11 protein-coding genes are annotated in these 14135 nt (G+C 73.5%); 6 read left to right on the top strand and 5 right to left on the bottom strand.

Annotation, left to right across the window (positions count from 1 at the left end; translation table 11 throughout):
- Window positions 1-28: 28 nt before the first annotated feature.
- The 5 genes from HHX40_RS21010 (at window position 29) to HHX40_RS20990 (ending at window position 7791) form a co-directional block, all read left to right on the top strand.
- Window positions 29-1201, top strand: coding sequence for an ROK family transcriptional regulator (locus HHX40_RS21010; protein WP_111700335.1), 1173 nt, complete (start codon window positions 29-31; stop codon window positions 1199-1201).
- A gap of 39 nt (window positions 1202-1240) precedes the next feature.
- A complete protein-coding gene (locus tag HHX40_RS21005; RefSeq protein WP_111700334.1) occupies window positions 1241-1744 on the top strand; it encodes a VOC family protein in 504 nt (167 codons plus the stop codon).
- A gap of 189 nt (window positions 1745-1933) precedes the next feature.
- Window positions 1934-2773, top strand: a complete 840-nt coding sequence (locus HHX40_RS21000) for an SAM-dependent methyltransferase (protein ID WP_310738211.1) — start codon at window positions 1934-1936, stop codon at window positions 2771-2773.
- A 199-nt stretch (window positions 2774-2972) separates the two neighbouring features.
- A complete protein-coding gene (locus HHX40_RS20995) occupies window positions 2973-3320 on the top strand; it encodes an STAS domain-containing protein (protein WP_182881945.1) in 348 nt (115 codons plus the stop codon).
- A gap of 139 nt (window positions 3321-3459) precedes the next feature.
- Entirely contained in the window at window positions 3460-7791 is a 4332-nt protein-coding gene (locus HHX40_RS20990; RefSeq protein ID WP_182881944.1) for a cation-translocating P-type ATPase, read from the top strand.
- Here the strand turns inward: HHX40_RS20990 and HHX40_RS20985 are convergent, their stop codons facing one another.
- Window positions 7792-9891 carry an MMPL family transporter gene (locus HHX40_RS20985; RefSeq protein ID WP_182881943.1) on the bottom strand — a complete coding sequence of 700 codons (2100 nt, stop codon included), beginning with the start codon at window positions 9889-9891 and terminating at the stop codon, window positions 7792-7794. It lies immediately after the preceding gene.
- Between the two features lie 104 nt (window positions 9892-9995).
- On the opposite strand from HHX40_RS20985, the gene HHX40_RS20980 reads away from it, so the two are divergent.
- Window positions 9996-10478, top strand: coding sequence for a MarR family winged helix-turn-helix transcriptional regulator (locus HHX40_RS20980; RefSeq protein ID WP_220499368.1), 483 nt, complete (start codon window positions 9996-9998; stop codon window positions 10476-10478).
- Window positions 10479-10507: 29 nt separating this feature from the next.
- On the opposite strand, the gene HHX40_RS20975 is transcribed toward HHX40_RS20980, so the two are convergent.
- From HHX40_RS20975 to HHX40_RS20960, 4 genes are all read right to left on the bottom strand, one after another.
- A complete protein-coding gene (locus HHX40_RS20975) occupies window positions 10508-11062 on the bottom strand; it encodes a hypothetical protein (RefSeq protein ID WP_182881942.1) in 555 nt (184 codons plus the stop codon).
- Window positions 11063-11195: 133 nt separating this feature from the next.
- The gene (locus HHX40_RS20970; RefSeq protein ID WP_182881941.1) at window positions 11196-11882 is read right to left on the bottom strand and encodes a siderophore-interacting protein; all 687 of its coding nucleotides are present in this window, start codon (window positions 11880-11882) and stop codon (window positions 11196-11198) included.
- A 94-nt stretch (window positions 11883-11976) separates the two neighbouring features.
- Window positions 11977-13407 carry an aldehyde dehydrogenase family protein gene (locus tag HHX40_RS20965; RefSeq protein WP_220499367.1) on the bottom strand — a complete coding sequence of 477 codons (1431 nt, stop codon included), beginning with the start codon at window positions 13405-13407 and terminating at the stop codon, window positions 11977-11979.
- Window positions 13408-13491: 84 nt separating this feature from the next.
- The gene (locus HHX40_RS20960; protein ID WP_182881940.1) at window positions 13492-14106 is read right to left on the bottom strand and encodes a pentapeptide repeat-containing protein; all 615 of its coding nucleotides are present in this window, start codon (window positions 14104-14106) and stop codon (window positions 13492-13494) included.
- Window positions 14107-14135 lie beyond the last annotated feature (29 nt).

The raw sequence follows: 14135 nt of genomic DNA, 5'->3' as shown, positions 1-14135 counted from the left end.
TTCTCAACCCCCGATAGTGGAGGGTGTGATGTCGCAGGCCGTACGACACGACGCGATGCGCGCCCGGAATCTGGCGCTCGTACTGGGCGAGGTCGGCGCACGCGGCGCGGTGACGCGCGCCGCTCTCGCCGAGATAACGGGCCTCACCAAGACGACCGTCTCCAAGCTGGTCGGAGACCTCATCGAGGGCGGGCTGGTGGTGGAGACCGGCGCCGTCCGGGACGGCGAGCGGGGCAGGCCCGGCGTCGAGATCCGGATCAGCGGGCGCCATGTGGCCGCCCTCGGCCTGGAGGTCAACGTCGACTACCTGGCCGTGTGCGTGGTCGACCTCGCCCGGACCGTGCGGCTGCGCCGTACACAGGCTGTGGACAACCGCGCCGCACTCCCTGTGGACAGCATCGCGCGACTTGGGGATCTGGCCGCGAACGTTGTGGACGAGGCTGTGGAGAAGGGGCTCCGGGTGGTCGGCGGGGTGCTGGCCGTGCCCGGCCCTGTGGACAGGGCCACCGGCGACGTCCGGAACGCTCCCAACCTGGGCTGGCGCGACGTCCCGCTGGCGTCGCTCCTCCAGCACTTCCCCTTCCCCGTACGCGTCGAGAACGAGGCGAACCTGGCCGCGCTCGGTGAGCTGTGGTTCGGGTCGGGACTGCCCGATTTCCTGCACGTTTCAGGGGAGATCGGCATCGGCGCCGGACTCGTCGTCCGCGGCCGGCTCTTCCGGGGGGCGCACGGCTTCGCCGGCGAGCTCGGGCATGTCGTCGTCGCGCCCGACGGGCCGCAGTGCCGCTGTGGCGGCCGGGGATGCCTCGAACAGTACGCCGGGCAGGACGCGCTGCTGGCCGCCGCCGGGGGCGTCCGCGGCCAGCTGGGCGTCGCGCAGGTGGCCCAGCGCCTGCGGGAGGGCGACGAGAGGGCGCGGGCGGCCTGCGAGCGGGCGGCGTGGGCGCTCGGGGTGGCCCTGTCGTCGGCGATCAACCTCGTGGACCCCGGCGCCATCGTCCTCGGCGGGATCTACGCGCCGCTCTTCCGCTGGATCGGCGACGTGGTCGGGGACACGCTGCGGGCCCGCCTCGGCCAGATGCGCGGCACCGTGCCGCCGGTGATCGTGTCGCGGCTCGGCGCGGAGGCGGCCGCCCTCGGCGCGGCCGGCCAGGTGATCGAGCAGGTCATGGCCGACCCCGCCGCTCTTCTACACACCTGAGCTAGACTTACTTGAGAGCTCAAGTAACGGGAGGGCGTCATGCCGGTCCAGCGACTCAACCACGCGGTTCTCTATGTGCGGGACGTCGACCGCAGTGTGGCCTTCTACCGGGAGGCTCTGGGCTTCCGCGTCGTCAACGCGCTTCCCGGGGCGGCGTTCCTGCAGGCCGAGGGGTCGTCGAACGACCACGACCTCGGGCTCTTCCAGATCGGCGCGCAGGCGGGGCCGTCGTCGGCGGGCCGGGCGACGGTGGGGCTCTACCACCTCGCGTGGGAGGTCGACACGCTCGCCGAACTCGACCGCGTCGCGACCCGGCTGGCGGCGATGGACGCCCTGGTCGGCGCGTCCGACCACGCCACCACCAAGGCCCTCTACGCGAAGGACCCCGACGGACTGGAGTTCGAGGTCTCCTGGCTCGTGCCCGCCGACCTGATCACCGACGAACTCCTGGCCGGACGCACCACGATCAGGCCGCTCGACCTGGCCGCGGAGCTGGAGCGATACGGTGCGCACACGCGCGGCGGGGTCGGCGTCAGCGTCTGACATCAGCGGCCGACTCTGAACCTGACCGAAACGCCTACATACGGCAGGCCAAAAGGACTAAATGTAACGGGTTTGTCTTCATTGACCGACCTATCCATACCACTTATCGCGAATCCCCTCCCTCACCCCCTCGTCGGCCTCTAGCATGATCGCGGTCTGCACCGGTACGGCGAGGGGACAGGACGAGTCGTGGACGACGAGGCCCAGCGCGAGGCCGCCGCGAGAGCGGCCCGAATCGACACGAGCAAGCCGAGCATCGCCCGTGTCTACGACTTCTTCCTCGGCGGCAAGGACAACTTCGCCATCGACCGCCAGATCGGGGAGGCGACCCTGAAGATCGCGCCGGACGCCCCCGCGGCCGGCCGGTCGAACCGGGCCTTCCTCCGGCGCGTCGTCCACTATCTGGCTGCCGAGGCGGGCATCCGGCAGTTCCTCGACATCGGCTCCGGCCTGCCCACCCAGGGCAACGTGCACCAGGTCGCCCAGGCGGCCGCTCCCGAGTCGCGGGTCGTCTACGTCGACAACGACCCCATCGTGCTCGTCCACGGCCGGGCGCTGCTCGCCACGAACGGGAGCACCACGGTCATCGAGGCCGACATCCGCGACCCGGAGTCGATCCTGAACCACCCCGGGGTGCGCGACCTCATCGACTTCACGCAGCCGGTGGCCCTGCTGCTGTTCGCGATCCTGCACCACCTCAACGACGACGAGGATCCCCACGCGATCGCCGCCCGCTTCCGGGACGCCCTGCCGTCCGGCAGCTATATGGCGCTGTCCCACTTCCACAACCCGGGCCCGTCCATGCCCGAGGTCTCGGCCCAGGCGACCACCGCCGAGAAGCTGTTCAACGAGAACCTCGGCACCGGCCGGTGGCGCACGCACGACGAGATCGTCGCGTACTTCGGCGACATGGAGCTCCTGGAGCCCGGCGTGGTCCCGCTCGCGGAGTGGCGGCCGGACCCCGGCGAGCCGGTGGACCGCGGAATCACCTATCACACGTTCGTCGGTGGCCTGGCCCGCAAGCACTGAGATCGTCCCGGCCGAATAAACGTGAGTTAGGTCACTGTCCCCGCGCCGGGCCGTACGGGTATCAGTGCAGGCGGCGTCACGTCCGGCGACGGACGGGCGGGCGCCCTGGTCCCCGTACGGCCGGTGGCTCGGTTGACACCGGTCGGTGAGGACGGTGATGCTCGGAGGTGGCTGCCCCTCTACAGGAAGGCGGCACCGCATGATGACCGTCAATGGGTCGTTCGAATCCACTCGCAACAAGAATCTGCTCTACACGGACCCGCAAATCAGCATCCGCACCTCCGTGGACGGGTCCGTCCGCCTGATCGGCCAGATCGATCTCACCAACGGCGACGCCATCGCCGGCGCTCTCAACAAGGCCTGGACGAAGTCCGGCGCGCAGGGCGTGGACGTCGCCGAACTGAGGTTCATCGACCTCTACGGCCTGCGCGCCCTGGCCGTGCTGTCCGACTCGCCGGTCGGCCACCCCATCCAGCTCAACAACGTGCGGCCCGCGCTGCGCAAGCTGCTGCTCATGCTGGACTGGCCCGCCTTCACGATGGCCTGAGCCGGTCGGCCCCTGCCCCTCTGCGCGTTTCCGCCTGCGCGTTTCCGCCGTCGCCGATGGAGGAAAAGTAACGGAGGACGGTCGTCCGGCCGTTTTGCCGTCATTCGTGAGTTGCCCCCGACTCTCGCGAGGAGGGGTGATGATCCTCACTCAGGGGCTCACGACATCGGTGGCCCTCTTGCGGAGCGTGCTGCCCGAACCACTCCGCGAACTGCTGCCGTGCACCCGTGAGGTGCGCCTCTGCCCGGGAGGGCTGCGCATCGGCCTGCACGGCATCGGCCGGCCGGGCTCCGAGGAGGCCGCCACACGGCTGGAGACGCGGCTGGGCGAGGTCGCGGGCGTGGAACGGGCGGAGGTCAACGGCCGCATCTCCTGCGTCTTCGTCGCCTGCGACCCCGAGCTGACCGACCAGGACGAGCTCCTGAGGCTCACCGCCGAACTCGACTCCCTGGAGGAGCACGCCCGTGAGACCCCCGTCCACCTCGCGCACGAGCACCTGAGGGCGACCGTACGGCTGGGCGCGGGCCTGGCCGGGATCGGGTGGGTCTTCCTCGCCAGGGCGGTGCGGGTGCCCCGGCTCCCCGCCGCCGTGCCCTCGCTGGTGCAGCTCGTCAACGCGACGCCCGCGCTCCGCGAGGAGCTCGACCGGCGCCTCGGCCGGCGTCCCGCCGAGGTCCTCTTCACCACGGCCAACCTGGTCACCCAGACGCTCACGCTCCGCCCGGCGGGACTGCTGGTGCAGGCGGCGGCCTCGTTCGGCCGCTACGTGGAGACCAAGGCGGGCCGGTACGCCTGGAAGGACCTGGAGGAAAGGCTGGCCGAGCGGCAGGGCGCCTACCACCATGTCAGGGCGGGGTCGCGGCCCCGGCCCTGCCCTCTCCCGCACGGCCCGATCGAGCGGTACGCCGACGTGGTCGGCCCGATCAGCGCCGCGGGCTACACGGTGGCCCGGTTCCTCACGCGGGGCGAGCGGGCGGTGTCCGTGCTCGTCTCGGCCACCCCGCGGGCCGCCGACCTCGGCCGGGAGGCGTTCTCCGGCGCCGTCCTCCGCGCGCTCGGCAAACACGACACCGTCGTCTTCGACGCCGACTCCCTGCGCAGGATGGACCGCGTCGACACCGTGATCCTCGACGCCGCCGCCCTCACGACCGGCTCGTGGACGATCGACCGGGTCGAGCCTCTGGTGGACGGACTGGACACCGACGAGCTGTACTCCCGGCTCTACTCCCTCATCGACTTCGCCGACCCCGGGCACATACGGAACGGGGACGGGTGGTCCGCGCGGCCGCTGCCGGACCCCGCGCGGCTCGTTCCCGGCGGCGACGGCTGGCGGAGCCGGGGACTGCGGGCCGTGGAGGTGGCCAGGGACGGCGCCCGGGTCGCCGTCGCCGGTCTCGCCCCGGAGATCGACGCCCTGGCCGTGCCCGTCGTCAGCGCGGCCAAGGGGGCCGGCACCGTCTTCCTCGCGGGCGGCGACGAGGGCCTGGCACGGCGTCTCGCCATCTCCCGGATGCTGCCCGGCGGCGCCGAGCTCGCCGGGCGCGTCTACGAGCTTCAGGCGGAGGGCCACTGCGTGGTCGTCGTGTCCGCGGGCGCCCGGCACGCGCTGGCCCAGGCCGACGTCGGCCTCGGGGTCGTCGATCCGAAGGGGATCGTGCCGTGGGACGCCGACGTCGCCGGGGAGCTGCACGGCGTCCACCTGTTCCTGCGCTGCCTGCCCCGCGCGCGCCGCACCAGCGCGAACGCCGTACGGCTCGGGGCCGCGGGCGCGGTCGTCGGCACCCTGCTCGCCGTCGCGGGCCCGGCCGGCACGGCCCTGCGGCGGGCGCAGATCGCGGGCGCCGCCGTCTCCGGGGCCGCCATCGCGCTCGGCGAGTGGGCCGGGCGCGGCGCGGGCCGGATCCCTGTCCCGCCCCGCGCCGACACCACCCCGTGGCACGCCATGTCCGCCCGGGAGGTCCTCTCCCGGCTCGGCTCCTCGCCCCAGGGCATCGCCGGGCAGGAGGCGGAGCAGCGGCGCGCGCAGGCCGCGCCCGAGGAGGAGGAACGGCCGCACTCGCTGACCCGGGCCACCGTGGAGGAGCTCGCCAACCCGCTCACGCCCGCCCTCGCCACCGGTGCGGGCATCTCCGCCATGGTCGGCTCGATGCTGGACGCCGTGCTGATCGGCGGTGTCATGATCGTGAACGCGTTCCTCGGCGGGGTGCAGCGGTTCAAGGCCGACCAGGCACTGCACCGCCTGACCGAGTCGACCGAGGTCCTCGTACGGCTGCGCCGGCCCGAAGGGGTGGTCGAGGCCACCAAGGACGACCTCGCCCCCGGCGACGTCATCGAGCTGCGCGCGGGCGACGCCGTGCCCGCCGACGCCCGCGTCATCAAGGCGGTCGGGCTGGAGCTCGACGAGTCCAGCCTCACCGGGGAGTCCCAGCTGGTCGCCAAGACCGCCACGCCGACCATGGCGGCGGCCGTCGCCGACCGCGTCTCGATGGTCTACCAGGGGACGACGGTCGCGGCCGGCAGCGGCCGGGCGGTGATCGTCGCGACCGGCGACCTGACGGAGGCCGGGCGCAGCGCCCGCCTCGCCGGCGAGCCCGGCCCGCCGACCGGTGTCGAGCTGCGCCTGCGGGAGCTGAGCCGGCGGATCCTCCCGCTCTCGATCGCCTCGGGGCTGGTGCTGCTCGTGACCGACCTCCTGCGCGGCCGGTCCCTCGCCCAGGCGCTGACCCCCGCCGTCAGCCTGACGGTCGCCGCCGTGCCCGAGGGGCTGCCGTTCGTGGCGACCGTGGCGGAGCTGGCCGCCGCCCGGCGGCTGTCCAGGCGGGCCGCCCTGGTGCGCAACCCGTCCACGATCGAGGCCCTGGGCCGGGTCGGCGTGCTGTGCTTCGACAAGACGGGCACGCTGACCGAGGGCCGGATCAGCCTGCGTCACATCTCGGACGGACGCGCGGGCCGCCCGGTCGAGGCGGCGGACGCGGACGTCGCGTTGCGGCGCGTCCTCGCCGCGGCCGTTCGGGCGAGCCCCCGGTCCGGCGCCGGGCGGGTGATCGCCCACCCGACCGACCGCGCCGTGCTGGAGGGCGCCCACCGGCTGGAGGTCATCCCCGAGGAGGGGTTCGAACGCTGGGAACGCGTGGACGAGATGCCGTTCGAGCCCGGCCGGGGATACCACGCCGTGCTCGGCCGCACCGAGCACGGCCATCTGCTCAGCGTGAAGGGCGCCCCCGAGGTCGTGCTCACCCACTGCACCACGGTCCACCGCGAGACCGGTGCGGTGCCCTGCGACGAGTCCGTACGGCTGGAGCTGGAGCAGGAGGTGGAGCGGTTGGCCCGGCAGGGTTACCGGGTGCTCGCCGTCGCGCAGCGGCCCGCGTCCGACCGGAGCGACCTGGACGAGTCGCGCATCGAGGAGCTGTGCTTCCTCGGCTTCCTGGGCCTGGCCGACCCGGTCAGGCCCACGGCCGCGCAGAGCGTCGGCCGCCTCATGCGGGCCGGGGTCAGGGTCGTCATGGTCACCGGCGACCACCCCAGCACCGCCGAGGCGATCGCGGTCGAGCTGAACGCGCTGAACGGTGGGCGGGTGATGACCGGCCCGGCGCTGGACGAGCTCGACGACGAGACGCTGACCAAGGTGCTGCCCGAGGTGTCGGTCTTCGCCCGGGCCACCCCCGCCCACAAGGCCAGGATCGTCACCTGCCTGCGCCGGGCCGGAGAGGTCGTCGCCGTCACCGGCGACGGCGCGAACGACGCGCCCGCCATCCGCACCGCCGACGTCGGCATCGCCCTGGGCTCGCGGGCCACCCCCGCCGCCCGGGCCGCCGCCGACCTCGTCGTGACCGACGACCGCATCGAGACGATCGTGGACGCCATCGTCGAGGGCCGGGCGATGTGGAGCTCGGTGCGCGACTCGCTGAGCATCCTCCTCGGCGGCAACATCGGCGAGATCGCCTACACCGTGGGGTCCTCCCTGCTCGCCGGCGGCAGCGCGCTCAACGCCCGGCAGCTCCTGCTGGTCAACCTCCTCACGGACATGGTGCCGGCCATGGTGGTCGCCGTACGGCCGCCGGCCTCGACCGACCCGGAGAGACTGCTCGCCGAGGGCCCCGAGGCGTCGCTGGGCGCGTCGCTGACCCGCGACATCTACCTGCGGGCCGCGGTGACGGCGGGCGCGGCCACGGTCGCGTGGCTCGCCGGCCGCCTCAGCGGCACCCGCACGCGGGCGAACACGATCGGTCTCGTCGCGCTCGTGTCGGCCCAGCTCATGCAGACCATGGTGGAGGGCGGGCGGGACCGGGTGATCGCGCTGGCCGCCCTGTCGTCGCTCGCCGTCCTGGGGTTCATCGTCACGGTGCCGGGGGTCAGCACCGTCTTCGGGTGCCGGCCCCTCGGACCGGTGGGCTGGGTCATCGGCCTCAGCAGCGCCGCGGCCGCCACCTTCGTGGGCGTGCTCGCAGGGCGACCGGCCGTACGGTGATCAGGGGCGGGCCGCCTCCGCCTGCCGTACGGACGTGCGCGTGGGCGTCGCCTCGGCGGCGGGGTCGCCGGGCCACCAGAAACGGTCGCCCAGCAGCGTGACCAGCGCGGGGACGAGCACGCTGCGCACGAGGACCGTGTCGAGCAGCACGCCGAACCCGACGATCACCCCGATCTGGGTGAGCGTGATCAGCGGCAGCACGCCGAGCACGGAGAACACCGCCGCGAGCAGGACCCCGGCGCTCGTGATGACCCCGCCGGTCACCGCGAGGGCGGTGACCACCCCCTCGCGGGTGCCCTGCTCCGCCGCCTCCTCCCTGGCCCGGGTGGCGAGGAAGATGTTGTAGTCGATCCCCAGCGCCACGAGGAACAGGAAACTCAGCAGCGGGACGTCGAGGTCGAGCGCCGGGAAGCCGAACAGGTGCCTGAAGGCGAACCAGCCCGCCCCGAAGCTCGCCCCGAAGCTCGCGATCACGGTCAGCACCAGCGTCACCGCCGCGACCACCGAGTGGAGCAGGGCGAGCAGGACGAGCAGCACCACTCCCAGCACGAGCGGCATGATCAGCTTCTGGTCGCGCGCGGCCGCGTCGCGTTCGTCCAGGTCGACGGCCGGCTGCCCGCCGACGACGGCCTGCGCGTCGGGCACGGCGTGCACCGCGGCGCGCAGCGCGCGGACCGCCGAGAAGGCGGCCTCCGTGCCCGGTTCCGCCCGCAGCACCACGTCGGCCCGGGCGTACTCGGCGGTCCGGTCGCCCGGCGTGACCCGCACGACCCCGGGCACCCGCGAGGCGGCGGCCTCGACCTCTTCGGCCGCGGAGGCGCGGGAGATCAGCACGAGCGGCTGCGCGCTCCCGGCCGGGAAGGCGCGGCCGAGCGTCTCCTGCCCCGCGATGGCCTCCACCTTCTCCCGGAACTGCTCCGTCTGCGACAGGCCGACCTTCAGCCCGGCGACGCCCAGGGCCAGCACGGCCAGCACGGCCACGCTCACCGCGGTCATCAGAGCGGGCCGCCGCGACACCGCGCCGCCCACGCGCGCCCAGACTCCGTCGCGGGCCGGGTCCGGCTGCCCGTTCTTCGGGGCGAACGGCCAGAACAGCCCCCGGTCGAACAGCACGAGCGCGGCGGGCAGGACCAGCAGGGCGTAGCAGACGGCGGTCACGATGCCGATCGCCCCGGCCAGCCCGATGCCGCGTACGGCCGGCGAGTCCGCGAGGACCAGCGTCACCAGGGCGAGCGTGACCGTCGCCGAGCTGGCCAGGACGGCCGGGGCCGCCGAGCGGACGGCCCGCGCCATGGCCAGGTGCCGGTCGTCGTGGACGCGAAGCTGCTCCCGGTAGCGGGCGATGAGCAGCAACGCGTAGTTGGTGCCCGCGCCGAACACCAGCACGGAGGTGATGCCGAGGGTCGAGTCGTCCACGGTCAGCCCGGCCGTGCGGGTGAGCACGGCGACGATCTTGGCGGCGACCTGGTCGGCGACGCCGATGACACTGAGGGGGACCAGCCACAGCCACGGGCTGCGATAGGTGATCAGCAGCAGGAGCGCGACGACCGACGCGGTGACCGCCAGCAGGGTGAGGTTCGCGCCGTCGAACACCGCCGCGAGGTCGACCTTGAACCCGGCCGGGCCGGTGACCTGCGCCCGCGCCCCCGCGGGCAGGCCGGCCGCGGCCTCCTCTCTGACCTTCCGTACGGCGTCGGTGAGATCCGCGAGCGGCAGTGCGCCGCGCAGCGGCACGCTCAGCAGCGCCACGTCGCCCTTGTCCGAGTAGACGGGCGGCGGCACCCGCCCGCCCGCCGCCAGCGCCGTGAGCCGCCGCGCGTCCGCGTCGATCGACGCCCGGTCCTGCGGAGACAGCCCGCCGTCACGGCTGTAGACGACCAGGGCCGGCGCGAGCTGGCCGCTCGGCAGCCGCTGCTGCAGCCGGGCCACCGTGGCCGACTCCGCGCCTCTGGGCAGCGCGGCGGCCGGGTCGGTGTTCACCTTCGACGCGCCGCCGAGCGCCAGGGCCAGACCGGAGACGACGATCGCCAGGACGACCGCGAGCCACTTGCCCCGGGGACCCCAGAGCGCCGCCCATCCACTAGTATCTGCTCGCCTCATCCGCCATCTCTTTCCATGGTGAAATATTTCAGACGGTGGAATATTTCTACCGTGGAAAGATTAGGTGGAGCCGGGGGTGGTTGGCAACGCGGGAGGTGGTGCGTGTGGCCGAGGAGACCATCGATCCCTTCGAGCTGATGAACCTGATGCGGCGTCTCAACGTCGAGGTGGACCGGTTCGCCGAGCAGTTCGCCGTCGACCACGGACTGCACCGCACGGACCTCGACGCGCTCACTGTGATCATGGACGCCTCACGCGAGGGGCGGCCGCTGACCCCCGGGGCACTGGGCGCGGCGCTCAACCTGAGCGCGCCCGCCACCAGCGCCCTGATCAACCGGCTTGAGCAGGCCGGCCATCTCACGCGGCATCGGAGCACCGGCGACCGGCGCAAGGTGGAACTCGCCATGCACGAGCAGGCGGCGGCCCTCGCGGGCCGGTTCTTCGCACCGCTCGGACGGCGGATGTCGGCGGCGCTCGAGGAGTTCACCCCGGAGGAGCGCCAGGTCATCGGGCGCTTCCTCGGCCGGAGCATCGAGGCCACCGTCGCGGCCCGGCAGGAGACGGGGGCGCCTGAGAAGGGCTCGTGAAGAGGGCGCCTTTCGGGCTGGAGCGTACGTCAGCGGCGGCGGTGCGCCCTGCCGCCGTGGTGATGCTTCCTACCCTGGTGCCGCCGCGCCGCGTGGGCCCGCGGCCGGTGGGTGCGCGGCTTGTCCGTCACCTTGAACTTCTGGAAGCCGAAGTCGGGCAGCGCGATCGGCTTGGAGGGGTCGTCCGAGATCGGGACGACCACCACGTCGTGCCGCACGCCGTCCTTGCCCTTCAGGTGGTAGACGGCCTGCTCGGGCTGGCCGGCCTGGCTGGACTGTCCGGTGAAGGAAGCGGGCGCGACGACCGGCACGGTGGCTGGCACAGTGGCCGGCCCGGCGGCCGGTGCGTACGCCGGGCTGTAACCGGTGCCGTCCCCGGTGTTGTCGTCCGGGCCTGAGGGGCCGTATCCGGGGTCGCCGACCACCGTGTCGGGCTGTTGCGCCGGCGCCTCCCCGCCCGTCCTGTCAGCGGTGGTGCCGCCGTTGGGGCCGGAGAGGGCCGCGGACGGCCCGGGGTCGGCGAACGTGGCTGGTCCGGCGATCAGCGTCGCGGCGAGAGCGGCGGCGGCCGAGAAGATGATCATGAGTCTCCCCCGAGGTCACGGATCCCTACGAGGAAGACGGTAGGCAGCGCGTCCGCGCCGATCACGCCGCCCACGCCCAATGTCGGGTCAAGCCTGGCGAGCCCGCCAGTCCGTGCCCGTCAATCCATATCCGTCAGTCCATGCCCCGCCGTCCGGGAGCCCAGAAGGGCTTCATCACGATGTCTCCGCGCGACCAGCCGCGTTCCCGGACGAGATGGTCGCGCACCGCCTGGCAGTCACGGACCTGCCCGGCCAGGTAGGCGACGCCCGGCGTGGCGGGGAGGTCCAGCGAGCGGATCGCGCCGACGAGATCGGCCGGCCGGTAGGACCAGCCGAGGCGGTCGGCCCGCTCCAGGGGAAGACGGTCCCCGGGGCTCTCCGCGGAGATCGCGCCGTACACGGTCGCGGCCGGAGGCAGGGCGCGCAGCATCGCCCCGAACGCGCCGGCCGCGGTCTCGTCCCCGGCGAAGAGGTGGTACGGCGCGTCCGCGCGCACGACGAACCTGCCCTGCGGGGCGAGGAACGCGACCGGATCGGCGACGCGGACCTCCCTCGACCACAGCGCTCCCGGCCCCGCCGAGGGGTGGTCGAGGACGGACAGGTCGAGATGCCCGTCGGGCGAGTACTGCCAGATCGAGTAGGTGCGCAGCAGCCCACGCAGCCACGAGCGCGGCGAGCGCGGGTCGCCCACCCGTACCCGGATGTGGTTGCCCGGTTTCCAGGTGAGGCCGCGCAGGCCGGGCCCGGCGATGCGAACGCGGCGCATGCGCTCGGCGACCTGCTCGATCTCCGCGACGGTGCCGTGCAGGAAGAGGCTCATCGCGGGGCCTCCCGACTTGAGTTCATGGGGTCAACAGTGCCGGTTGAGGTGCACCTGAAGTCAAGCGGGGAGGCGTCGCCGGCCCGCCGGCAGCTCAGGCCAGCGGACTGAGGTGGACGACCTTGGTGTGGGTCATCTCGTCGAGCAGCTCGGGGCCGTAACCGAAACCGTGCCCGCTGCCGCGCAGCGGCTGCGCGGCGCCGCCCGGCGCCCCGCCGAAGACGGCGTTGATCTTCACGGTGCCCACCGGCAGCTCCCGCCAGGCCCGCTGGGCGTTGGCCATCGACGGCGTCAGGACCGTCGCGGCGAGGCCGTACCGCGACTCGCGGGCCAGCTCCAGCGCCTCGTCGAACGACCCGGCCACCCGCACCGCCGCGACCGGGCCGAACGTCTCCTCCCACATGACGTCCATGTTCTCGGTGCAGTCGGCCAGGACGGTCGGCGGATAGAAGGCCCCGGGACCCTCGGGGACGTACCCGCCCGTCAGCAGCCGCGCGCCGGCCTCGATCGCGCCGCGCACGTGCCGGTCCACGATGTCGCGCTGCGCCCGGTCGACCAGCGGCCCGAGGGTGGTCTCCTCGTTCAGGCCGGGGCCCATGCGCAGCTCCTCGGCCCGCTGCACGAGTGCCGCGAGGAACTCCTCGGCGACGTCCCGGTGGACGTAGACGCGCTCGGCCGAGGTGCAGATCTGCCCGGCGTTGGCGAAGCAGCCGGTCGCGGCCTGCCCCGCCGCCCACTTCGCGTCCACTCCGGCGTCCACGATCAGCGGGTCCTTGCCGCCGTTCTCCAGCAGGGTCTTCGCGCCGGTGCGCGCGGCGACCGCGGCGATGGCGCGGCCCGCGGCGGTCGAGCCGACGTGCGCGACGAGGTCGATCCCCGGATGCGCGGCCAGCGCCTCCCCCGCGTGCCGGTCGCCCGGCACCATGGTCAGCACGCCCGGCGGCAGCTCCTCCGCCATCAGCCCGGCGAGCAGCGCCCCCGTGTGCGGCGTGCGCTCGGACGGCTTGTGGACGACCGTGTTGCCGGTCACGACGGCCGCCCCGACGAGCCCGCAGGCGATGGCCACCGGGTCGTTCCACGGCGTGATCACCGCCACGACGCCGCGCGGCTCGTGCACCATGAGGTCGGTGGCGTCCCAGCCGCCCTGCAGGCTGCGCCCCCGGTGCAGCGGCCCCAGCTCGGCGTACTGCCTGAGCGTGCCGGCGCCGGCCGCCACGCCGCCGCGGCTGTCGCCGATCGGCTTGCCCATCTCCCTGGTCACCAGTTCGGCGAGCTCGTCCGCGCGGGCCTCGATCCGGTCGGCGATCCGGTGCAGGCACGCCGCCCGTTCGGCGGGCGCCGTACGGGCCCAGGCCGCCTGGGCGCGGCGGGCCGAGTCGACGGCGCGCTCCACGTCCTCGGCGCAGCCTGCGGGGAAGTCGCCCAGCGGCTCCCCGGTCGCGGGGTCGGCGACCGTGCGGTCACGCTCGCTCGCGCTCGCCGTCCACTCCCCGTCGGTCAGCACCCAGCGATCCCTGTCCCGCACCCCGGTCTCCTCCCGTGACTCGTGCGACGTGGTCGCTCTACCCCCCGGTGCGTACGGTTATCACCACGGTTCCCGGACTTCCCGTCAGCGCACCTCCAGGCCGAGCGACGTGGCGACGACGATCGCCTGATTCGGGTCGACGACGGCGCCCGCGATCTCGGCCGTGCGCGGATCGAGCGCGGACAGGTCGCTGCCGCGCAGGTCGCAGCGGGAGAAGTCGGCCCGGTGCAGCCACGCGCCGGACAGGTCCACCCCGCGGATCGTCGCCCCGGCGCAGTTGGCTCCGGTCAGGTCGGCCTCGCGCATCCGCACGCCGGTCAGGGACGCGCGGCGCAGGTCCGCGCCGGGCAGGGCGGTCAGCGACCAGTCGCCGCCCTCCACCTTCATGAGGTCGTGGCCGCAGCGCTCGAAGACGCTGCCGACGAGCTTGCACCCCGTGAAGGTGGCGTCGAAGAACGAGCACCGGACGAACGTGCAGCTCACGAATGCGGAGTCGGTGTGCGTGGACACGTTGAACCGCACGTCCCGGAAGACGCACTCGAAGAACTCCGCGCCCCGGCTCGACGCCTCGGTCATGTCGACGTCGGTGAACTCCACCCTGCGGTGGCTCTCCCCCGACAGGTCCCGGCTGTCCCAGTCCTCGGACTCGACCGTGCGCTCCGTGGGCGGAGCCTGTCTGCCGTAAGCGCGCTCAACCACGGCGGCCCCCACTGCGGCCCCTCTGACAA

This window comes from Microbispora sp. H10949 (genome assembly GCF_014161435.1).
Lineage (GTDB): Bacteria > Actinomycetota > Actinomycetes > Streptosporangiales > Streptosporangiaceae > Microbispora > Microbispora triticiradicis.
Note: the sequence above shows the minus strand (reverse complement) of the source record. Positions and strands in the feature narration are given on the sequence as shown.